Genomic DNA, 26,514 nt, shown 5'->3' on the forward strand with positions numbered 1-26,514 from the left:
GCATGAGCAGCAAGCAGCACGCCGTCGTCGACAGCCCCTACGGCCCGCTCACCCTGGTCGCCACGGACGGCGTCCTCAGCGGCCTGTACATGACCGGGCAGCGCCACCGCCCCGCCGAGGAGTCCTTCGGGGAGCGGGTCGCCGCCTCCGAGGAGCCGTTCCCCGAAGCGGCGCGGCAGCTGGCCGCGTACTTCGCCGGAGAACTCACCGTCTTCGACCTCCCGCTGCGGCTGGAGGGCACCGACTTCCAGCGCAGCGTGTGGGACCAGCTGGTACGCATCCCCTACGGCGAGACCTGGTCGTACGGGCAGCTCGCGTCCGAGCTCGGCAAGCCGAACGCCTCGCGCGCCGTGGGCCTGGCCAACGGGAAGAACCCGATCGGCATCATCGTGCCGTGCCACCGGGTGATCGGGGCCTCGGGCGGCATGACCGGCTACGGCGGCGGGGTCGAGCGCAAGGTGCGGCTCCTCGACTTCGAAGCCGGGGCCCGGCAGCTCTAAAGCGTGTCTTGGCCTAGACCACGAGCAGGGGCACCAGCAGGGCGAACGCGGCGCCCGCCTCCACCGCGTAGCCGTACAGCGACGGGTGCTGGACGGGGGCGGCGAGCAGGACCACGCTCTGCTGGGCGGCGGCCGCCGCCACCCAGTCGGCGTCGGCGCCGAGGTTGCCCTGGTACCAGCCCTCGCAGGAGCCGGGTCCGCTGACGGCGAGGAGGTCGTCCTCGCGCCGGTAGAAGGCCTGCCACTGGGCGGCGGGCACGGACCAGCCCTCGAAGTCGGTGAACTGGGCCCAGCCGCCCTCGCGTATCGCGGTGTCGAACAGCCAGACGGGCGTCCCCTCGGGGGTCACCTCGCCGCCGGCCTGCTGGTCGGTGGTGAAGTGCACCATGGGGAGGGCGTCGGGCCCGTCGGCGGTGCTGGGCCAGGCGTACATCGTGATCATCAGCTGATTCTGTCCTGCTCGGAGTAAGCCCGGTGTTACCTGGCCGGTCTCATGAGATGCGCGGGCGGCGGCCGTTCTCCAGTTCCGCCGTGCCCTCGCCCGACAGCAGGACCCGGTAGGCCTCTTCGGTGCGCAGGCCGAGCGATCCGGGGAGGTAGGCGGTGAGTTCGGCGGGGTCGACCAGCCGCCAGGACAGCAGCTCCTCCTCCTGGAGGGTGATGGAGGCGAGTTGCGCGTCGTCCAGCACCCCGCCGTCGTAGAGGTACGCGACCAGCGGCGGGCGGCCCGCGCCCAGGGTCCAGTCGACGGCGAGCAGCCGGCCCAGCGGTACGTCGATGCCGATCTCCTCGGCGCTCTCGCGGCGGGCGGCCGTACGGGGCGACTCGCCCAGGTCCGACTCGATGGTGCCGCCGGGCAGGGCCCAGCCCTCACGGTAGTTGGGCTCGACGAGCAGGACCCGGCCCTCGGCGTCCCGGTAGAGGGCGGCCGCGCCGGCCAGCACCCGGGGCAGGCTCGCGATGTAGGTGGCGTAGTCATCCGTGGTGGTCACCGCGCCACCCTACCCAGCCGTCCCGGCGCGGCGGCGTGAAGCGGTCGGTCAGGATCGCTCAGAAAGTGGTCATTTGGTGATTGTTCTCAAATGATATTGTGGCCGCTCGCCCGGGTTGCTTGCCTCTGCCCCGCGGTGCCGAGGGGCGCCGGGAGCCGGCGCGCCGCCTTTCGCCCGGTGGCACACCTTCGACCGGCCGCGTTGGCAGGTCGGACCGTCGGCGCATCCGCCGACGGTCTTTCGCTCTCCCGAGATTGAAGACAAGCGACAGCCATGCACAACGCAGCAGCCCCGGCACGTGACGAGGCCATCCCGCCGGTTCCCGTGTTGTCGGTCGTGATCCCGATCTACAACGAGCAGGAGGCGCTGCCGCTGACCGTGGCGCGCCTGCGCCCGATCCTGGACGGGCTGGGCGTCGACTACGAGGTCGTCGGCATCGACGACGGCAGCACCGATGCCACCCCGGTGATCATGCAGAAGATCCGCCAGGACTGGCCGGAGCTGCGCATCGTGCGGTTCGCCCGCAACTCCGGGCACCAGGCCGCGCTGACCGCGGGCATCCACCGGGCCTACGGCGACTACGTCGTCAGCATCGACGCCGACCTCCAGGACCCGCCGGAGAAGATCGCGGAGATGTTCGCGCTCGCTCGCGAGAAGGACCTGGACATCGTCTACGGCGTGCGCGGCGACCGCGGCACCGACACCTTCTTCAAGCGGCGCACGGCCGGCGCGTACTACTGGCTGATGCGCAAGCTCGTCGGCAAGAACATGCCCAACCAGGCGGGCGACTTCCGTTTGCTCAGCCGGGCCGCCGTCGATGCGCTGAAGTCCCTGCCCGAGCACCAGCCGGTCTACCGCCTGCTCGTGCCGTGGCTCGGTTTCAGCAGTGGCGAGGTCGTCTACGTCCGCGAGGAGCGCGTCGCGGGCAGCACCCACTACCCGCTGTCCAAGATGGTCCGGCTGGCCCTCGACAGCATCACCAACTTCTCCGCCAGCCCGCTGCGGCTCGCCACCTGGCTCGGCCTGATGAGCTTCCTGGTCTGCTTCGCCCTGGCGATCTACACCACGTTCCAGTACGCCTTCGGCTCGACGGTGCCCGGCTGGTCGTCGCTGTTCATCGGCATGCTCTTCATCGGTGGTGTCCAACTGATCTGTGTGGGCCTGCTCGGTGAGTACATAGGACGGATCTACTCGGCCGTCCAGAACCGGCCCGCCTACTTCGTCGGCTACGACTCGGCCGAGGAGAGCGCCACCGCGCGCAGCGACCGGAACGCCGAGTACGCGGCCTGATCCCGGCCTCCCGCAGCGGGGCGGCCGACGCACAGCAGGTAGGGAAGAACAGGACGTATGGGTACAACTGACAGCGCCGCGCCCGAGCAGACAGCCTTCCGGGCGCGGCCGCTGGGCGGCTCCACCCCGCCGGGCGGGGCCGGGCGACCCGCGCCGCACGCCTTCTGGCGGTTCCTGCCGGCGATCGCCGCGTACCTCCTCCTGGTCTCCCTGCTGCTCGCCGCGGACACCTCGGTCGGCGACGTCGCGCGGTACACCTTCTACGTGCTGTGGGGCGTCATGCTCCCCGGCACCCTGGTGTTCCGGGCGCTGCGCCGGCGGCCGCACACCCTGGTCGAGGACCTCGCGTTCGGCGCCGTCACGGGCCTCGTCCTGGAACTGGCCGCCTGGGCGGTCCTGGTCGGCGTCGGGGCCCAGTCCGTCGCCCTCGCCTGGCCCCTCGCCGTGGTGGTCCCCTTCGCGGCCGTACCGCGGCTGCGGCGGCACTGGCGTCCGCGCGGCTTCACCAGCCCCTCCCTGGGCTGGTCCTGGTCGGTCGCCGGGACGGTCATGCTCACGAGCGCGTACTACTCCCAGGTCTTCCTGTCGCGCTATCCGGTCCTGCCCACCGACGAGACCAGCCGGCTCTTCGGCGACATGCCCTACATGCTGTCGCTCGCCGCGAACGCGAAACAGCACGTTCCGCTGACCCTCCCGCAGGCCGCCGGCGAGCCGCTGCACTACCACTGGTTCGCCTTCGCCCACATGGCGATGACCGACATGGTCGGGCACATCGACCTGCCGGTGGTGGAGTTCAGGCTCATGGTTCCGGCGCTGGCCGCGCTGAGCATGGTGATCACCGCCGTGGTGGCCCGGCGCCTCGTCGGCCGCGCCTGGGCCGGCCCGCTGGCCGCGCTCCTGATATTCGCGGTCGGCGAGTTCACCGCGAGCTACCCCAACAACGTGAACAGCTGGACCTTCGGGGCTCCCGCCGTCCGGCTCATGTCCTGGTCGAGCCTCTCCCTGACGTACAGCCAGCCGCTGCTGATCGCGCTGCTGGGCGTCGTCGGCGACGCCCTGCGCAGGAGCCACAAGGACGACGGCGCGAGCGGCAGCGGCGGCGCCCCCGTACCCCTGCTCGGGCGCGGGGTGTTCGTCCTGACCGCGCTGTTCGCCCTGGCCTCCACCGCCGCCAAAGCGAGCACGCTGCCCGTCACCCTCGCCGGACTGGCCTTCGCCGGACTGATGATGCTGATCGCCACCCGCCGCGTCCCGTGGACCGTGGTGGGGCTGGGCGCGATCATCGCCGGTGCCCAGCTCTTCGCCACGGCGGCCATCTTCAACTTCGAGAGCTACGGCCTCCAGATCGCCCCGTTCGGCAATATCAAGAGCTACTGGGCCGATCCACAGCACGCACGCTCGACGGCCTTCCAGGCACTCGTCGTCACCGCCACCCTCGCCGCCTTCCTGTTGAGCCATCACGTGAAGCTGCTCGGCATGATTCCGCTGGTCTGGCGCCGCCGGTTCAGGCTGGAACCGGTCCAGTGGTTCCTCTTCGGTTCCGCCGTGGCGGGACCGGCGGCCTATCTGGCCGTCAACGGCTACAACTCCAGCTACTTCACGATCGCGGCCCTGCCCTTCGGCGCGATCCTCTCGGCCTGGGGATACTGCGAGGTGTTCGAGCGCGCCGCGCTGTCGAAGCGGGCCCGGGCAGCGCTGGCCTTCGCCACCGTGGGCTTCGTCGCGCTGCTCACCCTCGCGATCCACCGCTACTCGGGCGCATGGGCGGTGTCCGCCCAGCGCTTCTTCGGTGATGCGGCCGGCACCACGTCCTACACCCTGCTGCTGGCCTCGCTCGCGGCGGCCGCGGCGCTCGCCGCGACCGCCCTGGTGTGCGGCGTGCTGTGGCGGATCGCGGGCCGGGCGTGGCCCGCGCTGCGCAGCCGAGGCGGCATCGTCCTGCTGACCGGCGCTCTGGCGGCGGGCGCACCCGGCCTGTTCCACGACGTGCTCCAGGCCAGGGAGGTCGCCTGGGTGGGCTCCTGGGTGATGCCCGCCAGTCAGGTCGAGGCGGCACGCTGGGTCCGCGCGCACAGCGAACCCTCGGACGTCCTGGTCACCAACAGCCACTGCTGGGAGTTCGACGACTACGCCAACGGCCCGGGTTGCACCAACGTCCGCTCCCAGTGGCTCAGCGGCTACTCGGAGCGGTCGGTGCTGGTCGAGGGGTGGGCGTACGCACCGCGGCTCGTCGCGCTGACCGGTGGCGGCACCGCCTACGACGGGCCGTTCTGGGACCAGGAGCTGTTCGGGCTCAACGAGGACGCCGTCTACCGCCCCACGGACGGGGTGCTGCGCCGGCTCCACGACCGGTACCACGTTCGCTATGTGGTGGTGCACCGCCCGACGGGCCACGAGTCACCGCTCCTGCGCACCCTTGCCGACCAGGTGTTCGACAATGGCCGGATCGCCGTGTACCGCCTGTCCTGAGCCGGAATACTCCATGGCCGCGAGGGCGGAGGCTCCGGTGCCCGGGGCCGCCCCGGAGGCCGGGGGCGGGTTCCAGGTAGTGGGTGAGCGGCTCCCCCACCCCGTAGAACATCAGGCCGATGCCCATGCCCGCGCTGAACATCATCGCGATCCACGCGAGGTTGGTGAACTCGGGTTCGGAGTCGTCGGCGCCCAGGCGACCACGGCCAGCACGGCGATCACGGCCGCCGTGACGACGGTGACGTCGGGCGCGGGGTCCGGCGGACCGCCGGAACCGCCACCTCGGGTACCCGGACGTGGCTGTTCCGGTGAATCCGCGCTCATGCGGCCACACTATGCAGGCGTATATCCCTATTTGTGCGCATGGCGCGCCGAGTGTGACCCAGGCCACTCATGGGCATAGGAGGATCCTCCGGATAAGCTCATGGCGGCGCGACTGCACTGTTCGATAGCAAGGGAATAGCAAGGTGACGGACGGAGCAGTAACTGAGGCCGCGCGCGTGCTCATCGCCGCGGACAAATTCAAGGGCTCGCTCACGGCCGTTCAGGTCGCGGAGCGGGTGACGGCGGGCCTTCGCAAGGCCGTACCGGACGTGGAGATCGAGACCCTCCCCGTCGCGGACGGCGGCGACGGCACGGTCGCGGCCGCGGTGGCGGCCGGTTTCGAACGTCGTGAGGTACGGGTCACCGGGCCCCTCGGCGACCAGGTCACGGCCGCCTTCGCGCTGCGCGAGGGCACCGCTGTGGTCGAGATGGCGGAGGCCTCCGGGCTGCAGCTGCTGCCGGCGGGCACCTTCGCGCCGCTGACGGCCACCACGTACGGCTCGGGCGAGCTGCTGAAGGCCGCGCTGGACGCGGGCGCGCGCTCGATCGTCTTCGGCGTGGGCGGCAGCGCCACCACGGACGGCGGCGCCGGCATGCTCGCGGCGCTGGGCGCGGTGTTCCTGGATGCGAACGGCGAACCGGTCGGTCCGGGCGGCGGCGCGCTGGCGTCTCTGGCGTCGGCGGACCTGTCCGGGATCGACCCGCGCTTCGCGGACGTGGAGTTCGTCCTGGCGAGCGACGTGGACAACCCGCTGACGGGCCCGAAGGGCGCGCCTGCCGTCTACGGCCCGCAGAAGGGCGCGTCGCCGGAGGACGTGGCGACGCTCGACGCGGCGCTGGCCCACTTCGCGGTGGTGCTGGAGAAGTCGATCGGCGCGAAGGCCGCGGAGTGCGCGGTGCTCCCGGGTGCGGGGGGCGCCGGTGGCATCGGCTACGGGGCGCTGCTGCTCGGTGCGACGTTCCGGCCCGGCATCGAGCTGATGCTGGAGGTACTGGGCTTCGCGCCGGCGCTGGAGCGGGCCACGCTGGTCATCACCGGCGAGGGCTCGCTGGACGAGCAGACGCTGCACGGCAAGGCGCCGGCCGGTGTCGCGGCGGCGGCGCGGGCGGCGGGCAAGCCGGTGGTGGCGGTGTGCGGCCGTCTCCTCCTGAGCCAGGAGGCCCTCCAGGCGGCCGGGATCCAGCGGGCGTACCCGCTGACGGACCTCGAGCCGGACCCGGCGAAGTCCATCCCGAACGCCGGGCCCCTGCTGGAGCGGGTCGCGGCCGACATCGCCGCCGACGTTCTCTGAGCCGTACCGGCTGGTGAGGCCCGGTCCCCCCGGGGGGCCGGGCCTCTGCCGACCGCCGACGGGGCTGGATGTGGCCGGTGCGGTGCGCCCAGCCGGGCGCGGTACTACGCCGTGAGCCGGGGGCCGGAGGCCGAGAGCAGCTGAGCCGTCGTCACCACGCGGGCGAAGCCGCCGCCCTGGAGGTTGACCGCGGTGGCGGTGGCGAGTTCGTCGGCGGTCAGGCTGAGGCCCGCCGGGCCCGCGAGGTCGAAGGTGTGGGTGGCGTCGAGCGGGACGAGGACGTCGTAGCCCAGGTTCCCGGCCATCCGGGCCGTGGTCTCGACGCACATGTTGGTCTGGATCCCGGTGACCACCACCTGGCCGATGCCCCGGGCGGTGAGCCAGGAGGCCAGGTCCGGGGTGCCGTAGAAGGCCGAGTTGACGTGCTTGGTGATCATCAGGGATTCGTACCGGCGCTTCTCCACGAAGTCCTTGAAGGCGTGACCGGGATGGTCCGCGGCGAGGACGGAGCCGGGGCTCAGCGAGGCGTGCCGCACCTGCACCACCGGCCGCCCGGCGGCGTGCCAGGCGTCCATCAGGGCGGAGATGTTGTCCTCGGCGGCCGGGTTGTTGCGCGGCCCCCAGAAGGACGCGTCGTCGAAGCCCTGCTGCACGTCGATGACCAGCAGGGCACTGTCCGGGGCGATCTCGATCTCGTGCTTCGTCATGGCTCCATGCTGGTCGCCCGAGGGCGGGCCCGACAGGGGCGCCGCCGCCTCCGATCGATGGGATCCTGCCAGCCTGGCAGGATGGCACACTGGCCTCGTGCACCGCGTCGCGATCCTCGTCCAGCCCGGCATCCGCAGCTTCGACCTCGCCGTCATCACCGAGGTCTGGGGCCCTGACCGCAGCCATGCGGGGGTGCCGCCCTTCGAGCTGCGCCGGTGCGCCGTGGAGCCCGGGCCGATCGCCCTGCCCGGCGGGCTCACCCTGGCCCCCGACCGCGGGCTCGACTGGCTGACCTCGGCCGACCTGGTCGTCGTACCGGCGCTGGCCGAGCCGGACGATCCGACGCCCGAGCCGGCTCTCGCCGCCCTCCGGGAGGCGCACGCCCGGGGCGTGCCGGTCGCCGCGCTCTGCGCCGGGGCGTTCGTCCTCGCGGAGGCCGGGCTGCTGGAGGGCCGCCGGGCGGTGACGCACTGGTCGCTGGCCCCCCGGCTCGCCGACCGCCATCCGGGGGTACTGGTCGAGGACGCCCCGCTCTACGTGGAGGACGGCGGGCTCTGGACCTCCGCCGGGGTGGCCTCCGGGATCGACCTGTGCCTGCACCTCGTCCGGGAGGCGCACGGCGCCGAGGCCGCCGCCGCCGTCGCCCGCTCCATGGTGACGGGCCCCTTCCGTACCGGGGACCACGCCCAGTACCTGGACCGGCCCACACCGGCGGCCGACCGGACCGCCGAAACCCTGGCGGCCGTACGGGAACGCGCCCTGCGCCATCTCCACGAACCGCTCGACGTGGCCACCCTGGCACGCTGGGCCGGCATGTCCCCGCGTTCCTTCGCCCGGCACTTCGCCTCGGCCACCGGCACCACCCCCCACCGGTGGCTGCTGAGCCACCGCCTGGACAACGCCCGCAAGCTGCTGGAACGCACCGACCACCCGGTCCCGGAGGTGGCCCGCCGCGCCGGTTTCGCCAGCGAGGTCACCTTCCGCCAGCGCTTCACCTCGTACGTCGGCCTCAGCCCCCGCGCGTACCGGGCGGCCGCCGCCGCCGCGCAGCCACCCCAAACCCCCTGGACAGTGTTAGAAAGGGCTCATGACCGGACGTAATGGTCGCCAGCCGACCGGGTGGGGCCCGCGCCTGTTCGCGCGCCTGTCCCGGTGGGGGCACAGCGTCGCCGGTCAGGTCTTCGCCCTCCAGGCGGTGATCGTGCTGCTGCTGATCAGCGCGGCCGCGGTGGCGCTGGTGGTCCAGTCCCGGTACGACAGCGAGCGCGACGCCCGCAACCGCGCGCTCGCGGCCGCCGAGGCCTTCGCGCACGCCCCCGGCCTCCCGGCGGCGCTGAAGGCGCCGAACCCGACCGCCGCGCTCCAGCCGCTGGCCGAAGGCGCCCGCCTCGCCTCCGGCATCGACTTCATCGCCGTGATGAACACCGACGGGGTCCGGTACACCGACTCGCGGCCCGAGCTGATCGGCAAGCGCGCCACGGGCGACCTCGCCCGCGCCGTCGCCGGGCAGTCCTTCACCGAGACGTTTCTGGGCGAGCCCAGCGACGCGGTCCGGGCCGTCGTGCCCGTACGGGACGCGAGCGGCGCGGTCGTCGGCCTGGTCGGCACGGGCATCGAGGTGGAGAACGTCTCCGACGCCGTCGAGGACCAGATCCCGCTCCTGGTCGGCGCCGCGGTGGGCGCCCTGCTGCTCGGCACGGGCGGCGCCTTCCTGGTGAGCCGCCGGCTGCGGCGCCAGACCCGCGGTCTGGGCGCCGCCGAGATGTCCCGGATGAACGAGCACCACGAGGCCGTCCTGCACGCCGTGCGCGAGGGTGTGCTCATCATCGGGGCCGACCGGCGCCTCGTCCTCGCCAACGACGAGGCCAGACGGCTGCTCGACCTGCCGCCCGACGCCGAGCAGCGGCACGTCGCCGACCTCGGCCTCGACGCGCGCACCACCGAACTGCTGGTTTCGGGCCGGGCCGCGACGGACGAGGTGCACCTGGCGGGCGACCGGCTGCTCGCGGTCAACGTACGGCCCACCAAGCCGTACGCGGGCCGGCCCTCCGGCACCGTCATGACCCTGCGCGACTCCACCGAGCTCGCGGCGCTCTCCGGCCGGGCCGAGGTGGCCCGCGAACGGCTCCAGCTGCTCTACGACGCCGGCGTGCGGATCGGTACGACGCTGGACGTCGTGCGGACCGCCGAGGAGCTGTCGGAGGTAGCCGTCCCCCGCTTCGCGGACTTCGTCACCGTGGAACTCCTGGAGCCGGTGCTGCGCGGTGACGAACCCGCGTCGGCCTCCGGCGTGTACACGGAGATGCGGCGGGCGGCCATGAGCGGGGTGCGCACCGACACTCCGCTCCAGCCGGTCGGCGACATCATCCGGTTCGTCGTGCCGACCGCGCCGATGGCCGCCGCCCTGGACGCCGGGCAGGCGGTGCTCGCGGCCGATCTGCACGCCGCCATGGGCTGGCGGGCGCAGGACGCCGACGGAACCCGGATCGCCCTCGACTACGGTCTCCACTCGCTGATCTCCGTACCCGTCCAGGCGCGGGGCGTGGTCCTGGGCATGGCCAACTTCTGGCGGGCCGCCGGCACCCCGGAGGCCTTCGACGAGGAGGACCGGTCCTTCGCGGTCGAGCTGGTGGCGCGCGCGGCCGTCTCCATCGACAACGCCCGCCGCTTCACGCGCGAGCACGCGACGGCCGTGACCCTGCAGCGCAGCCTGCTCCCCCGGGTGCTGCCCGAACAGACCGCTGTGGACGTCGCCTTCCGCTACCTGCCCGCGAAGGCGGGGGTGAGCGGGGACTGGTTCGACGTGATCCCGCTGCCGGGGGCCCGGGTGGCGCTGGTCGTCGGCGACGTCGTCGGGCACGGGGTGCACGCGGCGGCCACGATGGGCCGACTGCGGACCGCCGTGCACAACTTCTCCACCCTGGACCTGCCGCCCGACGAGCTGCTCGGGCACCTGGACGAGTTGATCAACCGGATCGACCAGAACGAGGCCGCGGGCGGCGACGACGCCGACGGTGGCGGGGACGGGGTGGGCGAGCCGACCGGGATCACGGGCGCCACCTGCCTGTACGCGATCTACGACCCGGTCTCCGGGCAGTGCGTCATGGCCAGCGCCGGACACCCCGGGCCCGCCCTGGTGCGTACCGACGGGCACGTGGAGTTCCCGGCGCTGCCCGCCGGGCTCCCGCTCGGGGTCGGGGGCATGCCCTTCGAGGCCGTCGAGCTGCAGCTGCCCGAGGGGAGCCGGCTCGTGCTGTTCACCGACGGTCTGGTGGAGGACCGCCACCGGGACTTCGACTCCGGCCTGCGCCTGCTGGCCGAGACGCTGTCCGCCACCGGCCGCAGCCCCGAGCAGGCCTGCGCGGACGTACTGGCCACGATGCTGTTCCCGACGCCGACGGACGACATCGCCCTGCTGGTCGCCGACACCCGGCGGCTGGAGCCCGCCAAGATCGCCGAGTGGGAGGTGCCCGGCGAGCCGTCGGCCGTCTCGCGGGTGCGCAACGCCGGTTCGGCGCAGCTCTCCGCGTGGGGGCTGGACGACATCGCCTTCACCACGGAACTCATCCTCAGCGAGCTGGTCACCAACGCCATCCGGTACGGGAGCGCGCCCGTCCGGGTCCGGCTGCTGTGCGACCGCAGCCTCATCTGCGAGGTCTCCGACGGCAGCAGCACCTCCCCGCACCTGCGGTACGCGGCCACCACCGACGAGGGCGGGCGCGGGCTGTTCCTCGTCGCGCAGTACGCCGACCGGTGGGGCACCCGCTACACGGATCGCGGCAAGGTCATCTGGGCCGAGCTGCCGCTGACCGGGGGCTCGGAGCCGTCGGCGCCGGCCCCGCTGGACCTGGACTCGCTGGAGGACCTGGCCTGGTGACGGCCCGGCGATGCGGGCCGGCCGGGGAAGGGCCGGCTTTCCCAGCCTTCCCGGCTTCCCAGCCTTCCTGGCCTTCCTGGCTTTCACACCGGCCGGGTGCGGGCCAGCAGCACGGCCACGTCGTCCTGCGGAGCGCCCGGCAGCAGCTGCTCCAGGATCCCGTCGCACAGCTCCTCCAGGGGCTGCTCCACCCCGCGCAGGGCCCGTGCCAGCTGGTCCATGCCCTCGTCGAGGTCCCGGTCCCGGGCCTCGATGAGGCCGTCGGTGTAGAGCACGAGCAGGCTTCCCGGGGGCAGTCGTACCTCTTCGGTGCGGAAGTCCTGCCCGCCCGTGCCCAGCGGGGTGCCGGGCGGGCCGTCGAGGAAGGTGATGGTCCCGTCGGCGCCGACGATCGCGGGCGGCGGGTGGCCGGCCCGCGCGATCACACAGCCGCCCGACGCCGGGTCGTGGACGGCGTAGACGCAGGTGGCCATCTCGTCCTCGCCCAGGTCGGCCACGACCGCGTCGAGCGAGCCGAGCATCCGGGCCGGGGGCGCGTCGAGGCGCGCGAGGGTCCGTACCGCCGTGCGCAGCTGGCCCATCACGGCCGCCGCGTGGATCCCGTGGCCCATGACGTCCCCGATGACCAGCCCGGTCCGCCCGCCGGGCAGCTGGATGACGTCGAACCAGTCGCCACCCACGTCGTGGTCGCTGGCGGGCAGGTAGCGCCCGGTCAGTTCGAGGCCGGGGACCTCGGGCAGCTCGCTGTTGGTGAGGCTGCGCCGGAGGGTGAGGGCGGCCTGCCGCTGGCGCGTGTACATCCGGGCGTTGTCGATGTTGAGGGCGGCACGGGCGACCAGCTCGTCGATGAGCACGCAGTCCTGCTCGTCGAAGGGCTCGCGCCGGCGCAGCCGCGTCACGGTGACCGCGCCGAGCACCTGGCCGCGGGCGACCAGCGGGATCATGCGGGCGGAGCCGAGGCCGGCCAGGTAGGAGCGCAGGGCTTCGGCCCGCGGGTCGGTGATGAGCGCCGGGATGTCGGACACGTACAGGTTTATGGGCCGGCCCTCGGCGACGACCTGTTCGTAGACGGTGCCCGTGGGGATCTGGAAGGTCTGGCCGGCGACGAGCTTCGCGGTCGGGGCGTCCGGGTCGGGGAAGGTGGCCGCCAGCCGGCGCAGGATTCCACGGGTGGAGGCCGCGGCCACCGCGCCCTCGTCGGGGCCCAGGACCGCTTCGAGCAGCTGTACGTCGGCCGAGTCCGCGAGCTGCGGTACGAGGACGTCCACGATCTCCTGGGCGGTCTGGTGGAGGTCCAGGGTGGTGCCGATGCGGGTGCCCGCCTCCGCGAGCAGGGCGAACCGGTGCCGGGCCTGTTCGGCGTCGGCCTGGGCCCACTGGCCCTCGGTGATGTCGATGAGGGAGGCGATCAGGCCCAGGGGCCGCCCGGAGCCGTCGAGCAGCGGGGCGTAGGAGCAGGACCAGGTCCGGTCGTGCTCGGGGTCGGCCGCGGTCCGCCCGGTGCGGCGGACGTCGACGACGGCCGTGCCCCGGTCGAGGACCTGGCGCATGGTCGCCTCCAGCGCGGCGGCGTTGACCCCGGGCACCACCTCGGTGAGCCGTTTGCCGACGTGGTCGGCGGCCGGGACGCCGTTCATCCGGGCCAGGGCGTCGTTGACCCGGAGGAAGCGCAGGTCGAGGCCGAGGGTGCCGAGGCCGATGGGCGACTGGGTGAAGAGGCTCTGCAGGGCGGCGAGCGAGTCGCGCATGTGGAGCACCTCGGAGGTCTCCACGGCGATGAGCATGGCCCCCGTACGCCCCTGCGGGTCGGGGGCGGGCAGGATCCACATCTCCATGACGACGCGGAGGCCGTCCCGGTGGCGCACGGGCAGGGTGCCGACGACGGTCTCGCCCGCCTGGACGCGGCGGGTCAGCTGATCGGCGAGCTCGCGGTTGGCGTCGGGGACGAGGACGTCGGAGCCGAGGCGGCCGAGGATGTCCTCGGGGCGGTACCCGAGCAGGTCCTGGGCGGCCAGCGACCATTCGACCACGCGCCCGTCCGCGTCCTCCCGCCACAGGGCGATCGGCAGCAGCTCCCGGAGCACGCCCGCGTACCCGACAGCCGCCGCCGGCGGATCCGGCACCTCGCTCGTCGACTGGTAAGTGTCCAACGCACCGACCTCACCCCGGGGGGCCTGATTCCTACCGATTCACCCTATCCGAGGCACCGGCACGGGGCTCTGTGTCCGGCGACTCCCGGGGCGGTCGTACGGCAGCCGGTGTCAGATCGTGAACGGCTTCTGCTGGAGGAAGCCGTCGGCCGGGGTGCCCGTCGTGTAGAAGTTCGGGCTCTGGATGGCGGGCATGCGCTTCTGGATGTCGCGGTGGAAGGTGCGGTAGTCGCCCTGGAAGGCACCCTTCCCCCACACCTTGAGAACGTTCGCGGTGAACAGTCCGTTGACGTCTCCGTCGGAGGCCACCTGGTTGTCCTGGCAGGCGGCGATGAGCACGGCTCCGGGCGCCGGGCGGCCGCCGTTGCCGTCCTTGAGTTCGCGCTGGAGGCCCTCGTAGAAGGCCCGGTCCCGGGCGAAGATCTCCTGCTGCTTGAGCAGCGGCATCAGCCGGGACGCCGCCTCCACCTGGCCCGGGTCACGGGTCTGGAACTGCGACTGCATCGCCTCCGGGGTGAGCAGCCCCTGGAGGGACTCGATGGCGCTGCCGCTGTGGCAGCAGTCCAGCAGGACGAAGATCCTGACGCCCTTCTCGAACCGCCGGAACTCCCTCTGGAGCTCGTCGTCGAGGAACTGGCGGTCGAAGAACACCAGCGTCTCGTCCAGCCGGTCGGGCTCGTCGTCCGATCCGACGACGTTGTCCATCTGGCCGCCGTGGCCCGAGTAGGTGAAGAGCAGGATGTCCCCGCTCTTGAGCCGTCCGGCCGCCTTGCGCAGTTCCCCGGTGATGTTCTCCACCGTGCCGTCGCCGGTCAGGATCACGGTGTCGCCGAACCCGCCGGCGCGGGCCACCGCCGCCATGTCTCGGGCGTCGTTCTCGCAGGCCAGGAGCTTGCCGTCCCAGCCGTCGTACGCGGCGGGATCGACCTTGTTCAGGCCGACGTGGATGGACAGGCCAGTGGACACGGGTACTCCTCGGGGAGTGGCGGGCAAAGGGGGGTCGGGAGCATGGGTTCCGCGGCGGCCGCCTCCTGAACCGGGACGGTGGGGACGCCGCCCGATCGGGCCTGCCGGGGGGAGGTCGGGAGGATGGCCGCTGTTCGGGTGGCCCGTGGCTCCGCACCGTAAACGATCACTTGCACACGGTATTGCCATCTTATGAACGCAATTGATACGCCGCCGGATCGGGCGGCGGGCACCAGGGCGCGGCAGGACTCCCTCGCCGATCGCACCGGCTACGACGAGTCCTTCCTCGGTCCCGCCGTCCCGCTCCCCGTGCCCGACGCGGCCGGGATCGAGACCGTGGTCCTCCCGTACACCCACTTCACCGTCGTCCTGCGCCCCGACCGCAGGCTGGCCGCCTCCACCGCCGTCTGCATCGACGGCGAGCGGCTCGTGGAGGACGTACCCCGGGACGACGACTGGGGGTTCGACCCCCGCCTGCCCGAGGCCCAGCAGGCCGGCAACGACATCTACCGCGACAACTCCCTGGACCGGGGGCACCTGGTCCGCCGCCTGGACCCGGTCTGGGGTGCCACGGCCGAGGCCGGCCGCGCGAACACGGACACCTTCCACTTCACCAACGCGGCCCCGCAGCAGGACTCCTTCAACCAGGGCAAACAGCTGTGGCAGGGGCTGGAGAACCATCTGCTCGACCACGCGGCCCGGTTCGACCGCAAGCTGTCCGTCTTCACCGGTCCCGTCCTGCACGACTCCGACCCGCCCTACCGGGGCATCCAGGTGCCGCTGCGGTTCTGGAAGGTGGCCGCCTTCATGCAGGACGGCCGACTGGCCTCGACCGGGTACATCCTCGACCAGAGCCCGGACCTCAGCCGGGACCGCGAGCGGGCGATGGCGGGCGCCAGGCCCGGCGATCCGCCGCCGCTCGGCCCGTTCCGCACGTTCCAGGTGCCGGTCACCGACATCGTCGAGCTCACCGGCCTCGGCTTCGGGCCCCTGCCCGCCGCCGACCTCATGCCCGTCACCCGCGCACCCGCGGAGCGCTGGAAACGTCTGGAGAGCTACGGGGACGTGGTACTGGGCAGCTGAGATGGACGACGCCACGGTCGTCTACGTCCACGGCAACGGCAACAAGGTCCGCAAGGAGCTGCTCAAGTCCCAGTGGGACAGGGCGCTGTTCGGCACGGACATGGGCGCGGCGTCGCGAATGGCCTACTGGGCGCCGGTCCGGTACGGCACTCCCCTGCCCGACGAGGAGCCCGACCCGCTGTCCGGCGGCCCGCCCCCGGTCCGGGAACTCCCGGACACGGGGGTGCCGCGGACCCCGGAGGAGTTCATCGAGCACACGCTCCGCGAGGCGCGCCGGACGGCGGGTCCGGCGCTCGGGAGGCGGTCGCCCCAGGCCGGGGAGGAGGAACTGGCGCACTGGCTGGCGAAGATGACGTACTCGGCGGAGACCCTCGGCCGGGCCGAGGACGCGGTGCCCGCACCGGCCTCCCCGGACCTCGCCAAGGCGCTGCCGCTCCCCGTCTTCCTGCGCGCGCCCCTGTTCGAGCTGCTCGTGAAGCTCACCTTCGAGGACGTGTACGCGTACTTCTTCGGCGGGGTCGGCGAGGCGATGCGCGAGGTCGTCCGCGGCGAGCTGGCGGACCTGCGCGACGGGCCGCTCGTCGTGCTGGGGCACAGCCTCGGCTCGGTCATCGCCTACGAGGTGCTCCGCGAGGAGCGACGGGACGTCACCCTGTTCGTCAGCGCGGGTTCTCCACTCGGCATCACCGAGGTCCAGGACCGGCTCGCGCTCCCGACGGCGGTCCCGGCGGGTGTGGCGGCCTGGTCCAATGTCTCGGACCTGCGGGACACGGTGGCGCTCGACCACTGGCTGCGGCCCGAGTACGGTCCGCCCGGCCTCGTCACCGACCACCTGGTCAGGAACGACAGCGGCAACCACCACGGCATCGCCGAGTACCTGCGCAGCGCGCCCGTCCTGCAGGAGGTCCGCGCGCTGTTCGGCCGCGTTGCGACGGACCGGGCCGAGTGAAACCATGACAGGTATCAGGCAGTCCGTCTTTCCGCGCCGCTACGGCGGCTGTGCAGGTGCGGTATGTCTCCCAAGGATACCGAATGGGGACTCGTCACCGAAATGGTGCGGGACCACTTCTTCATTTCCGGCGAACCCCGGCCCAAGCTGATCCAGTTCGGATTCTCACCCGAGTTCGTGAGCAAAATCCCACTGAATTGGGTGAGCAGCGACAATTCCGTCGCCCTGGTCGAGGCGGTGCGGAACAGCGGCATCGAAACCCAACTCCAGCTGCTCAGCACTCTCGTGCGGATCGACTCGCTGACCTCCATCCCGGAGGGAAAAGAGGCCCTGCGCCTCAAGTCCGAGCTGGAGGAGGCCGCGCGGCTGCACATCTCACCCCAGGACTTCTTCCTCAGCGGCGTGCTCCGCAACGGCGCAGAGGTGTTCATCGACCGGGCGGACTTCAGGAAGCGGCTCCGTGAATTCGTCGAGAATCCCGACAAGACGGTTCTGGTGGTGGACGGAGAGCCGGACAGCGGGCGCTCCTACAGCTACAAACTGATCCGGCACATAGGCGAGCACTGCAATTTCCGCCCGGTGCGGGTGACGCTGAACCGGACCTCCACCGCCGAGCAGCTGGTCCAGCGGCTCACCGAGTCCGTCGCGGACCCGAACACGGCCCTCCCGGACAAGGCCCTCCCGGACACGGCTCTCCCGGACGCGGCCCTCCCGCCATTGAATCCGACACAATTGAACGATCCACTACCCGAGATGGATGCGGCGGTGCACCGCGTCGTCAGCCAGGCCACCACCGCGAGCGGGCAGTACTGGCTGGTACTGGACGACTGCGACAAGCTCGACGTCAATTCCGACGTCTGGGACTGCATCGGCAAGCTGGCCCTGACCATCTACAACCAGAGGCCGGCCCCGCCGGACGTTCCGCCCCGGCTGGTTCTGCTCGGGTACTCGCCGACGATGCGCCAGCTCCCGTACGAGATACGCAAGAACGAGGTCAGGGACACCGCCCGGATGTTCGGCCCGGACGATCTGCGGGAGTTCTTCCGGCAGTTCTTCACGGAGGCTTCGACGCCCCACCCGGACACGCAGCGGGTCTCCGCCCTCGTGGAGACGACCGTCCCCGCCGTCCTCCAGGCGGGTGAGGCCTCCGGCCCGGACAGCTACATGCGCAAGGTCTGCACGGCGGCAGCGGAGTCGGTCCGCCTCTACGGCGCGCTCGCGCCCGGCGAGGACTTCGGCGCGCACCTGGGCGAGCGGCTGCGCGCCGCGGTGGCCGCCCACGGTCCCGCCGACGTGTCGGACCTGCGCAAGGCCTACCGGGAAGCGGCGTCCCTGCTGAGCCGGTTCGACCCCGCGCGGCTGAAGCTGCCCGGCGAGGAGGAGCCCTCCGGGGCGGCCGGCGTGGAGCTGCTGCGCGACTGCCGGGCCGTCGGCGCGCGCAACACCTTCACCTGGGTGCTCACGTCGGAGGTCCGCGACACGGCGCTGCGCGGCTTCCCCGGTCCGGAACGGGCCCGCCTCGCGCTGCTGGCGAACCTGGAGCAGATCCCGCCCGGCCCGAGCCCTGAACGCACCGCGCTGGCCTATCTCGACGGCACGCCACCGGACCTCGCACAGCAGAAGCTGGACGAGCTGCCGCTCACGCTGCAGGCGGTGTTGTGGCTCGCGCAGATCCCGGGCATCACCGGCGTCCCGGACAGCGAGGAGGTCCAGCAGCTGCTGGACCGGGCGCGTCTGATGCAGCCCCTCGACCGCCTCGCACGCAGCTCCTTCCAGGGGCGCGCCGAGGAACTCGACCGGCTGCGCGCCTACATCGGACTGCCTACGCCCTTGCAGGACGAGTTCACCCGGGCGGTCGGCAGCGGCACGAAGCGGCCGGTACTGATCCACGGGCTCGGCGGCATCGGCAAGAGCACTCTGCTCGCGACGTTCCTCCGGGACAGCCTGCGCGACTTCCCGACCGCGTTCCCCTTCGCGTACGTCGACTTCGAACGGCCCACCCTCTCGGTCCACGAACCGGCCACCCTGATCGCGGAGATGGCCCGCCAGCTCCGCGTCCAGTTCCCGGAGCACCACGCCGACTTCGACGCCCTGGCGCGTGCGTGCGAGGAGACCGTCGGCCTCCACCGGGCCGAGGAGGACACGGTCGACGAGCTCTACGAGCTCGCCACCACCCGGGCGACGATGGCGCGGCTCTCCCAGTCGGGCGTGCACGCCCTGGCCACCGCGCGCGAGAGCATGCTGGCGGCGCAGCTCGCGACACTCGTCGTCCAGGCGGTGGGGGTGCCCGCGCGGGAGCAGCCGCCCCTGGTGCTCGTGATCGACTCCTTCGAGGAGGCCCAGTACAGGGGTTCCCCGGAGCTCGGCCGGATGTGGGCTGTCTGGACGGCGCTCCAGAAGGTGCACCCGCGACTGCGCACCGTCGTCGCCGGACGGCTGCTGAAGCAGCATCCGGCCAGGGTGGTGGAGCCCCTGACCATCGAGCTGAACGACCTCGGCCCGGAGGCCTCCGTGGCCCTCCTGGTGTCCAGCGGAGTGACCGACGAACGGCTCGCCGAGAAGCTCGCCGACCGCGTGGGCGGCAATCCCCTGAGCCTGAAACTGGCGGCGCGGGCAGCCGAGCAGGAGGGCGACCGGGCCGAGTCGCTGAACGAACTCATCGAGAGCCTGCCCCGGCGGCGCCGCCACTTCTACCGCAAGGTCGACCAGATGCTCATCCAGGGGACCCTGTACGAACGGATCCTGAGGCGCATCGGGGACGAGGACGTCCGCGCCCTGGCCCAGGCCGGAATGGCGCTGCGGAGCATCACCCCCGGACTGATCCGGGAAGTCCTCGCCGAGCCGTGCGGACTGACGGTGGACTCCGACCCGGAGGCGGAGCGCCTCTTCGAGCTCTTCTCCCGGCTCGACCTGGTGGAATCCGCCGGTCCGGGGACCGTACGCCACCGGGCCGACCTGCGGGCCATCATGCTGCGGCTGGCCGACTGCGCCCGTGCGGACGTGATGCGGGCGGTCGGGCAGCGGGCCGTCGCGTACTACGCGGCACGCGAAGGCCTGGAGCCGCGGGCGGAGGAGATCTATCACCGGCTGCGGCTGAACGAGAGCCCGCGCGAGGTGGAGCTGCGCTGGCTGCCCGGTGTCGAGCGGTTCCTGGCCGGGGCCGACCAGGACATGGCGGGACGGTCCGCCGCGTACCTCGCCGGGCACTTCGGCGGCCACACCCCGGACGAGGTGATGGCGCAGGCGGAGCAGGAGGACTGGGAGGAGATCGCCGCCAACGAGGTGGAAGACCTGCTGTCGCAGGGCTACACCGAAGCGGCCGCCGCCCGGCTCGAGGAGCGGCGCCCGTGGACCTCGGGCAGCCGGCTGCACCCCCTGTGGGTCGAGACCCTGGACCGGCTGGGCCGTCGTGCCGATGCCCGGGCGGCCGCCGAAGCGGCCGTGGACCGCGCCGCCGAGGACGGCTTCCCCGGGCGGCAGCTGGAGCTGCTGCTCCTCTCGTCGCGGCTGGCCGAGGCGGACGGCGACCGCGGCGAGGCCGACGAGGACCTCGCCGAGGCCGAGGAGATCGCCACCGGCCTGGGCAAGGACTTCGAGGCGCTGGGCGCCCTGCTGACCCGTGCACAGCTGGCGTCCGGCGCCGAGGACCACGACGAGGAGGTCGAGAGCAGGCTCGCCGAGCGACTGCGGCGGCTGCCCGACGCGGAGCTCGTCCGGCAGCCCGCCCTGGTGCGTGCCGCGGTCGCCGAGGTCTCGCACGACCACCCGCGGATCCTGGAACACGCCCTGAACGTCGTGGGCTTGCCCGAGACCGAGGACGGGGTCCTGGACGTCCTCGGCGAGGCGATCGGCCGCGTGGTGGCCGACCGGCCCGAGCTGCGGGCCTCGCTGTTCCGCCTCCTGGCGGACTCCGCCGGGCCGACCGAACGGAGGTCCCCGAGCGGGGCCACTCACCAGGGGGTGCAGGGCATGCTGCACGCGGCGCGCCGGCTCGGGACGCTCGACCGGCTCGCCAAGCGCCTCCTGACCCTCGACGACCGGAGCGGTGAGCTCGTCGCGGGCGTGGCGGCGGCGATGGGCGCGGGTGCCACCGCCCCCGGGCCGGCCGGACCCACGGGCGCGCGGCCGGCCGCGTCGGAGCCGGGCGAGGCGAACCCCTCAACGGAGTGCCCAGCCGAAGGGAACGGCCACAGAGCGGCCTGATCGACCATGAGCGACACGTATCTCTCCCAGGACGACGTCGTACAGCTGCGGGACACCGCGGTGGAGGCGGGACTGACGGACCCGGCACTGCGGAGTCTGCTGTTCGCGGGCATCCTCCCGAAGTACCGCGGCTCGCTGCCGCTCCTCGCGGCGCCCGGCCAGCAGGTCCACTCGGACCTCAACGAGATGAATCGGGTGGAGCGGCTGATCGACGGCACCGTGCCGCTGGCCGTCTGGCTCCGGAACGCCGCCGACCAGCTCACCGACGCCGCCGCCCGTGACGTGGTCCTCAAAGCGATGGACCGGGTGGTGCGCGACGCGGCCGGTGAGCCCGACGTGGCACCCGACGTCCCCACCGGGGAGACCAAGGAAGAGATCATCTTCCGGGACGACACGGTGCCGTTCGACTTCCTGAGCGGTGGAGCGCTGGCAGGCTCCTCGGTCGCCCGCGTCAAGGTGCTCCCGTACCAGGGGGGCGCACTGCTCCAGCCGGTGGCGCTGCCCCACAGCGGCACGGGCTGGCTCATCGCCCCCGACCTGCTCGTCACGAACCACCACGTGGTCAACGCCCGCAAGCGCACCGATGGTCAGCAGCAGGTGGCGGAGCCGGTGGACCTCCGGCTCCAGGCCCAGGGATCACGCTCCCGGTTCGACTACCTGAGCGAGGACGACGCGGACACCGAGGAGGCGCGAGCGAGCGAACTCGTGGCCTGCGACGAGGAGCTCGACTACGCGGTGCTGCGCCTGACCGGCGCCCCGCCCCGTCCCTTCCTCCGCGTCGCCACCGCACCGCTGGCGGTGGCCAAGGACACGCCGGTGGCGCTCAACATCATTCAGCACCCGGGCGGGGAGCCGAAGCGGATCGCGCTGCGCAACAACCTCGCCTTCGAGGCGGACGACCGGGACGTGCGCTACTTCACCGACACCCGGGGCGGCTCGTCCGGCTCCCCGGTGCTGACCGACGACTGGACGGTGGTGGCCCTGCACCGCGGCACGCGCCGCGTCACGGACGTCAGCTTCCAGGGCAAGAGCACGGCCTTCGTGAACGTCGGCACGCAACTGAGCGCCATCATGCAGCACCTGCGGGAGCACACCCCGCAGATCCACGACGAGATCACTGCGGCCCAGTCCACGCTGACGCGGCAGGCACAACCACAGGAGGTGTGAGATGCGCGGTGGATCACCGGTGGCGACCGGGCCCGAGCAGGTCTTCCGAGAGGACCTGCTGGAGGTGGCCGAACGCGTGCGCAAGGGGCTGGACGCGGAGAAGGACACGGAGATCCTCGAGTCCGCCGAGGAGCTTCCCCGCGAGGAGGAGGCGGCCGCTCAGATCGGCCGCGCCGCCCGGGAGGAGCGGGCCAGGGTGCTGGAGGCCGGGGTGCGCGGGCTGGAGAAGCTGGCCGCGGGCCGCACCGGCGACATCGACCCGGACGAGCACTTCGGGGTGGAGGCGATCGTCCTGCTCGAAGGCCGCCCGGCGATCCTGGTCCAGGGCCAGGACTTCGCCTCGCAGCCGGGCGACTGGGCCCTGCTGGACGGGCAGCGGCCGGGCATCCGGAAGTCGATCGAGCGGGTCGGCCGGGTGGAGGTCTCCGGCCACGCGGAACTGGACTGGCTGGGCACGGGCTTCCTGGTCTCGCCGTTCGCCGTGATGACCAACCGCCATGTCGCGGCCGAGTTCAGCCGCGCGGATGGCGAGGGCGCGTTCACCTTCCGCCAGGGCATGGGTGCGCGCATCGACACCGCCGAGGAACTCGGCGCGCCCGCCACCGACGGATCGTTCGAGTTCCAGGTCACCGAGGTCATCGGCATCCACCGCGACGTCGACATGGCGCTGCTCCGGGTGTCCCCGACGGCGGGCGGCGGCGGACCGCTGCCCACGCCGCTGCCGGTCGCGGCCGACGCTCCGCCGGACCTGCCGGGCCGGCCCGTGTACGTGGTCGGCTACCCGGCGGCGGACGGCCGCCGCAACGAGCCGGAGGCCATGAGCCGCATCTTCATGGACATCTACAACGTGAAGCGGCTCCAGCCGGGCACCGCGACGGCGCTGGTCCCGGACGGGCCCGGGTTCACGATGACGCACGACTGTTCCACGCTCGGCGGCAACAGCGGCTCCCCGGTCTTCGACCTGGCAGACCACCGGGTGCTCGGCCTGCACTTCGGCGGCCGGTTCAGGTCGGGCAACTTCGCCGTGCCGCTGTTCCAGCTCACGGACGACCCGCTGCTGGAGCGGGCGGAGGTCAACTGGGTGTAGAGGGCCTCCGAAGTCGAGCGCGCACAGGTCTTGACTCGGGCGAAATAGGGAGGAAACTCATCAATACACCGGAATACCGGATAGAGCCGCACCTCCCTCTGGAGACGTCCAGAGGCTCGCGTGACCCTTGTCCAGGCTCTGGCCAGGCCCCCGGCAGATCTTGCGAACCACGGGAGCCATCGGCGACGGCGGATGGCTCATGGCATCGGCGAGACTGCCGGGGACTGTCTTGTCCGGACGGGGACACCACCTGTCCGGACGGGGACACCCCACTAAGGGCTGTCCCGTAATCCCCGGTGGATCAGCGCACGGCGTCAGATGCGGTGCATCGCAAGGCGGAGGGGTGCCCCCATACTGGGCGTATTCGGGCGTTCCGACAACGCAGCGAGGTGCCGTAGCTGGCGTCGTGCGCCCGCCGGGGATTACGGGACAGCCCTTAGTTCCCGAGCGCGCCTTCGAGGAGCCGGGGCGCGGGCGCCTCGCGGAGGACGGCCGCGACGGACTGCGCCAGCCGGGGGATGCGGTGGCCCGGGATTCCCGCGATGTTGATCCGGCCCGACGTGGTGCCGTAGACGGCGAACTCCCGGCGCAGCCGGAGCATCTGCGCCGCGGTGAGCGGCAGCATCGAGAACATCCCCTTCTGCTGTGCGAGTGCCCGCGCCTGCGGGCCGCAGCCCAGGGCGCTCAGGTGGGTCGTCAGATCCGCCCGGTTGGCCTCGATCCGGCCGCGCATGACCTCCAGTTCCGCCTGCCAGGCGGCCCGCAGCCCGGCGTCCTCCAGGATCGTCGTGACGACGGCGGCGCCGTGCTCGGGCGGCATCGAGTACAGCGTCCGGGCGGCGTTCTGCAAGGCCGTCTCGGCGTGCCGCAGTGCCTGGCCGGACGCGCCGAGAACGATGGCGCAGCCGGTGCGGTCGCTGTAGAGGCCGAAGTTCTTCGAGCAGCTGACGGCGATGAGCGTCTCGGGCACGCGCGCGGCCAGGATGCGCGTGGGCAGCAGGTCGGCCTCCAGTCCGTCGCCGAGCCCGTGGTAGGCGAGGTCGACGAACGGCATCCAGCCGCCCCGGACGGCCAGCTCGGCCAGCGCCTCCCAGGCGTCCAGCGTGGGGTCGGCTCCCGTCGGGTTGTGGCAGCACCCCTGGAGCAGGACGACGTCGTCGCGCCGCGCGCCGCGCAGTTCCCGCAGCACGCCTTCCGCGTCGAAGCCGCCCTGCGCGTCGCGCCAGCCGTACGTACGGACCGTCAGCCCGGCGGCCTCCAGGATGGGCCGGTGGTTCACGTACGCCGGGTCGCTGATCCAGACCGTGGTGCCCGGGCGGGTCCGGCAGATCAGGTCCGCCAGCAGCCGCAGCGCGCCGGAGCCGGCGACGGTCTGGACGGCCACGGCACGGTCGGCGGGCACCTCGGACCCCAGGACCAGCTCCGGCAGGACCCGGTTGAAGGCGGCGTTGCCGGACAGCCCCCGGTACTCCTTGGACTCGGAGCGCTCCGCCAGACGGATCTCGGCCTCGCGCACGGCGGCCATGACGGGCGTGCGGCCCGTCTGGTCGCGGTAGACGCCGAGGACGAGGTTCAGGCGCTCGGGCCGCTCGTCGGCGGCGAACTCCGCGGTCAGGTCCCACAGCGGGTCGGTGGGCGGCGGCGGGAGGAGCTCAAGCATGTGCGGGGACCTCGGGTCTAGGGGGTGTCTTGTCGGTCGGGCCGGATCAGGGAGCGGCGTCTGGTGCCGTGGTTCGCAAGGCCGAGGAGGGAGTCGACGCGGAGCGTCGGCGACCGACGAGAACGCGGCGAGGCGCGGTGCCAGACGCCGCGAGCCCGGCCTGATCGGCAAGACACCCCCTGAGGCGGATGCGGGGACGGCGGTTGGCCAGGACGACGCCGGCGGTGATGAGGGGGACGCCGACGAGCACGGCGAGGGTGGGTGATTCGTCGAGGAGGGGGATGGCCAGCAGGACCACGGCCACGGGGCTGAGGCTGCCGACGACGGAGCTGCGCTCGGCGCCCAGCCTGCGGATGGCGAAGGCGTACAGCAGGCCGGCGCACAGGCCGACCCCGAGCCCCTGCACGACGAGGAACAGGGCGATGTCGCCGCCCGCCGCGTGCGCGAGGCCCGTCGGGAGCACCCCGGTGAGGACCAGGAGCCCGATGACCGCGAAGGAGGGCAGGCACAGCAGTCCGATCGAGCCGACCGGATCGAGGTCGACGTCCCGCAGGCCCACCGTGTAGAGGGCCCACAGTCCGCTGGCGACCAGCAGGGTGCCGGCCCCCGCCAGCACGTCCGTGTCCACGGGGACGACGTAGCGCCAGACGAGGGCGATCACGCCGGCAGCGATCAGCGCGAGCCCGGCCGCCTGGGTTCCGCGGGGCGCGCCGTGGCCCCGGGCGACCATGAGCGCGGAGACGAACAGCGGGACCATGCCGGGGACGATCGAGCCGACGAACGCCGCGGACGTCAGGGCGCCGCCGTGCATCGCCGCCAGGAAGAACGGCACGCCCGCACCGCAGATGATCTTGATCGCGGGGCCCGGCCGGACCGCCGCGATCCGGTGGCGGCGCCGCCACAGGGCGGGGAACAGGACGACGATCGGGACGCCGAAGCGCAGCAGGGCCGCGTCCGCGGGCAGCAGGGTGGAGGCGCTCAGGGCCCGGGCACTGAGCGCGAAGGCGGCCCAGATCGACACGGTCACCACCAGCGCGAGCACGCCCTGGGCGTGCGGGGAGAGCCCGAGCCGGCCGGGGTTTCCGGCCGGCGGGACCGCTGCGTCGGGAGGCGCGGTCACCCCGGTGATGTTCGTCGCGACCACGGAAAATGTGCTCCAGCCTCTGGGACCGGACCGGTCTGGTCCGTTCGAGGGCAACGCTAGGGCTTGGGCCGGGGCAGCCGATTGCCAGTTCTGCCTCTCGGACATACGTTTGGGGCAGAATCTGCCAAGGAGTGGCCATGGACGCAGTCGATCTGCAGATCATCCGGGAATTGCAGGCCGACGGGCGCCTGAGCAACCAGGACCTCGCGGACCGCGTCCGGCTCTCCCCGTCGCCCTGCCTGCGCCGCGTCCGGCGGCTGGAGGAGGCGGGTCTGATCCGCGGCTACACGGCCATGGTCGACCAGGTCGCCTTCGGGCTCCCGGTCACCGTCTTCGTCCGGATCCGGCTGGAACGCCACACCGCGGAGGCGGTCCGGCTCTTCGAGGAGCACGTGGCGGTCATCGAGCACATCCAGGACTGCTACCTGATGGCGGGGAGCAGCGACTACCTGCTGCGCGTGGTCATCGAGGACCTGGAGGCGTACGAGGCCCTGGTGCGCCACCGGATCCACGCCATTCCCGGCATCGCCTCGATCGAGTCGAGCTTCGCGTTCGGCAGCGTCAAGCAGTCCCGCACGTACCCCCGCCCCTCCCCCGGCGGGTCCGCGCGACGCCTGTGAAGCCCCCCGGCGGTCCCCCGGTGGCCGGCGCCG

At 72.5% G+C, this 26,514-nt stretch carries 19 protein-coding genes and 1 pseudogene; 12 read left to right on the forward strand and 8 right to left on the reverse strand.

Features of this window, described 5'->3' with window-relative positions; translation table 11 throughout:
* Window positions 1-2: 2 nt before the first annotated feature.
* The gene (locus ACGFYQ_RS10160) at window positions 3-500 is read left to right on the forward strand and encodes a methylated-DNA--[protein]-cysteine S-methyltransferase (protein ID WP_393741921.1); all 498 of its coding nucleotides are present in this window, start codon (window positions 3-5) and stop codon (window positions 498-500) included.
* A 13-nt stretch (window positions 501-513) separates the two neighbouring features.
* Here the strand turns inward: ACGFYQ_RS10160 and ACGFYQ_RS10165 are convergent, their stop codons facing one another.
* Window positions 514-942: a hypothetical protein gene (locus tag ACGFYQ_RS10165; RefSeq protein WP_393741923.1), complete on the reverse strand. Its 429-nt coding sequence runs from the start codon at window positions 940-942 to the stop codon at window positions 514-516.
* Between the two features lie 49 nt (window positions 943-991).
* Complete coding sequence (locus ACGFYQ_RS10170) at window positions 992-1,492, reverse strand: NUDIX domain-containing protein (RefSeq protein ID WP_393741925.1); 501 nt, start codon at window positions 1,490-1,492, stop codon at window positions 992-994.
* A 273-nt stretch (window positions 1,493-1,765) separates the two neighbouring features.
* Between ACGFYQ_RS10170 and ACGFYQ_RS10175 the strand changes: the two genes are divergently transcribed.
* A complete protein-coding gene (locus ACGFYQ_RS10175; RefSeq protein ID WP_393741927.1) occupies window positions 1,766-2,782 on the forward strand; it encodes a glycosyltransferase family 2 protein in 1,017 nt (338 codons plus the stop codon).
* A gap of 57 nt (window positions 2,783-2,839) precedes the next feature.
* Window positions 2,840-5,251: a hypothetical protein gene (locus ACGFYQ_RS10180; RefSeq protein WP_393741929.1), complete on the forward strand. Its 2,412-nt coding sequence runs from the start codon at window positions 2,840-2,842 to the stop codon at window positions 5,249-5,251.
* 3 nt (window positions 5,252-5,254) lie between these two features.
* Here ACGFYQ_RS10180 and ACGFYQ_RS10185 read toward each other — a convergent pair.
* Window positions 5,255-5,465, reverse strand: a pseudogene (locus ACGFYQ_RS10185) (BCCT family transporter); the annotation flags it as partial.
* A 253-nt stretch (window positions 5,466-5,718) separates the two neighbouring features.
* On the opposite strand from ACGFYQ_RS10185, the gene ACGFYQ_RS10190 reads away from it, so the two are divergent.
* The gene (locus ACGFYQ_RS10190) at window positions 5,719-6,867 is read left to right on the forward strand and encodes a glycerate kinase (RefSeq protein ID WP_393741931.1); all 1,149 of its coding nucleotides are present in this window, start codon (window positions 5,719-5,721) and stop codon (window positions 6,865-6,867) included.
* A 104-nt stretch (window positions 6,868-6,971) separates the two neighbouring features.
* On the opposite strand, the gene ACGFYQ_RS10195 is transcribed toward ACGFYQ_RS10190, so the two are convergent.
* On the reverse strand, window positions 6,972-7,574 hold the full coding sequence (locus tag ACGFYQ_RS10195) for a cysteine hydrolase family protein (RefSeq protein ID WP_393741933.1): 603 nt from the start codon (window positions 7,572-7,574) through the stop codon (window positions 6,972-6,974).
* A 97-nt stretch (window positions 7,575-7,671) separates the two neighbouring features.
* Here ACGFYQ_RS10195 and ACGFYQ_RS10200 point away from each other — a divergent pair, with 97 nt between their 5' ends.
* Both ACGFYQ_RS10200 and ACGFYQ_RS10205 read left to right on the forward strand, forming a co-directional pair.
* Complete coding sequence (locus tag ACGFYQ_RS10200; protein WP_393741935.1) at window positions 7,672-8,676, forward strand: GlxA family transcriptional regulator; 1,005 nt, start codon at window positions 7,672-7,674, stop codon at window positions 8,674-8,676.
* Window positions 8,663-11,452, forward strand: coding sequence for a SpoIIE family protein phosphatase (locus ACGFYQ_RS10205; protein WP_393741937.1), 2,790 nt, complete (start codon window positions 8,663-8,665; stop codon window positions 11,450-11,452). Before ACGFYQ_RS10200 ends, ACGFYQ_RS10205 begins: the two co-directional genes overlap by 14 nt.
* Window positions 11,453-11,535: 83 nt before the next feature.
* On the opposite strand, the gene ACGFYQ_RS10210 is transcribed toward ACGFYQ_RS10205, so the two are convergent.
* Both ACGFYQ_RS10210 and ACGFYQ_RS10215 read right to left on the reverse strand, forming a co-directional pair.
* Entirely contained in the window at window positions 11,536-13,602 is a 2,067-nt protein-coding gene (locus tag ACGFYQ_RS10210) for a SpoIIE family protein phosphatase (RefSeq protein ID WP_393741939.1), read from the reverse strand.
* A 111-nt stretch (window positions 13,603-13,713) separates the two neighbouring features.
* Window positions 13,714-14,568, reverse strand: coding sequence for a caspase domain-containing protein (locus tag ACGFYQ_RS10215; protein ID WP_393741941.1), 855 nt, complete (start codon window positions 14,566-14,568; stop codon window positions 13,714-13,716).
* A gap of 192 nt (window positions 14,569-14,760) precedes the next feature.
* On the opposite strand from ACGFYQ_RS10215, the gene ACGFYQ_RS10220 reads away from it, so the two are divergent.
* The 5 genes from ACGFYQ_RS10220 to ACGFYQ_RS10240 all read left to right on the forward strand — a co-directional run bounded on the left by ACGFYQ_RS10220 (window position 14,761) and on the right by ACGFYQ_RS10240 (window position 23,057).
* The gene (locus ACGFYQ_RS10220; RefSeq protein ID WP_393741943.1) at window positions 14,761-15,651 is read left to right on the forward strand and encodes a DNA/RNA non-specific endonuclease; all 891 of its coding nucleotides are present in this window, start codon (window positions 14,761-14,763) and stop codon (window positions 15,649-15,651) included.
* Window position 15,652: 1 nt separating this feature from the next.
* Window positions 15,653-16,600 carry a hypothetical protein gene (locus tag ACGFYQ_RS10225; RefSeq protein ID WP_393741945.1) on the forward strand — a complete coding sequence of 316 codons (948 nt, stop codon included), beginning with the start codon at window positions 15,653-15,655 and terminating at the stop codon, window positions 16,598-16,600.
* Between the two features lie 201 nt (window positions 16,601-16,801).
* Window positions 16,802-20,803: an AAA family ATPase gene (locus tag ACGFYQ_RS10230; RefSeq protein WP_393741947.1), complete on the forward strand. Its 4,002-nt coding sequence runs from the start codon at window positions 16,802-16,804 to the stop codon at window positions 20,801-20,803.
* Window positions 20,804-20,809: 6 nt separating this feature from the next.
* Window positions 20,810-21,970: a trypsin-like peptidase domain-containing protein gene (locus ACGFYQ_RS10235; protein WP_393741949.1), complete on the forward strand. Its 1,161-nt coding sequence runs from the start codon at window positions 20,810-20,812 to the stop codon at window positions 21,968-21,970.
* Between the two features lies 1 nt (window position 21,971).
* Window positions 21,972-23,057: a trypsin-like serine peptidase gene (locus ACGFYQ_RS10240; RefSeq protein WP_393741951.1), complete on the forward strand. Its 1,086-nt coding sequence runs from the start codon at window positions 21,972-21,974 to the stop codon at window positions 23,055-23,057.
* Window positions 23,058-23,493: 436 nt separating this feature from the next.
* On the opposite strand, the gene ACGFYQ_RS10245 is transcribed toward ACGFYQ_RS10240, so the two are convergent.
* On the reverse strand, window positions 23,494-24,717 hold the full coding sequence (locus ACGFYQ_RS10245; protein WP_393741953.1) for an aromatic amino acid transaminase: 1,224 nt from the start codon (window positions 24,715-24,717) through the stop codon (window positions 23,494-23,496).
* 46 nt (window positions 24,718-24,763) lie between these two features.
* Window positions 24,764-25,861, reverse strand: a complete 1,098-nt coding sequence (locus ACGFYQ_RS10250) for a DMT family transporter (protein ID WP_393741955.1) — start codon at window positions 25,859-25,861, stop codon at window positions 24,764-24,766.
* Window positions 25,862-25,998: 137 nt separating this feature from the next.
* On the opposite strand from ACGFYQ_RS10250, the gene ACGFYQ_RS10255 reads away from it, so the two are divergent.
* Window positions 25,999-26,481, forward strand: a complete 483-nt coding sequence (locus tag ACGFYQ_RS10255) for an Lrp/AsnC family transcriptional regulator (protein WP_393741957.1) — start codon at window positions 25,999-26,001, stop codon at window positions 26,479-26,481.
* The last annotated feature ends 33 nt before the right edge of the window (window positions 26,482-26,514 follow it).

Source organism: Streptomyces sp. NPDC048258 (assembly GCF_043201995.1).
GTDB lineage: Bacteria > Actinomycetota > Actinomycetes > Streptomycetales > Streptomycetaceae > Streptomyces.

Coding starts and splice junctions, on each gene's coding strand:
- ACGFYQ_RS10160 (WP_393741921.1), top strand. CDS start 3: ATGAGCAGCAAGCAGCACGCCGTCGTCGACAGCCCCTACGGCCCGCTC.
- ACGFYQ_RS10165 (WP_393741923.1), bottom strand. CDS start 942: ATGATCACGATGTACGCCTGGCCCAGCACCGCCGACGGGCCCGACGCC.
- ACGFYQ_RS10175 (WP_393741927.1), top strand. CDS start 1,766: ATGCACAACGCAGCAGCCCCGGCACGTGACGAGGCCATCCCGCCGGTT.
- ACGFYQ_RS10180 (WP_393741929.1), top strand. CDS start 2,840: ATGGGTACAACTGACAGCGCCGCGCCCGAGCAGACAGCCTTCCGGGCG.
- ACGFYQ_RS10195 (WP_393741933.1), bottom strand. CDS start 7,574: ATGACGAAGCACGAGATCGAGATCGCCCCGGACAGTGCCCTGCTGGTC.
- ACGFYQ_RS10205 (WP_393741937.1), top strand. CDS start 8,663: ATGACCGGACGTAATGGTCGCCAGCCGACCGGGTGGGGCCCGCGCCTG.
- ACGFYQ_RS10220 (WP_393741943.1), top strand. CDS start 14,761: ATGAACGCAATTGATACGCCGCCGGATCGGGCGGCGGGCACCAGGGCG.
- ACGFYQ_RS10225 (WP_393741945.1), top strand. CDS start 15,653: ATGGACGACGCCACGGTCGTCTACGTCCACGGCAACGGCAACAAGGTC.
- ACGFYQ_RS10235 (WP_393741949.1), top strand. CDS start 20,810: ATGAGCGACACGTATCTCTCCCAGGACGACGTCGTACAGCTGCGGGAC.
- ACGFYQ_RS10240 (WP_393741951.1), top strand. CDS start 21,972: ATGCGCGGTGGATCACCGGTGGCGACCGGGCCCGAGCAGGTCTTCCGA.
- ACGFYQ_RS10245 (WP_393741953.1), bottom strand. CDS start 24,717: ATGCTTGAGCTCCTCCCGCCGCCGCCCACCGACCCGCTGTGGGACCTG.
- ACGFYQ_RS10255 (WP_393741957.1), top strand. CDS start 25,999: ATGGACGCAGTCGATCTGCAGATCATCCGGGAATTGCAGGCCGACGGG.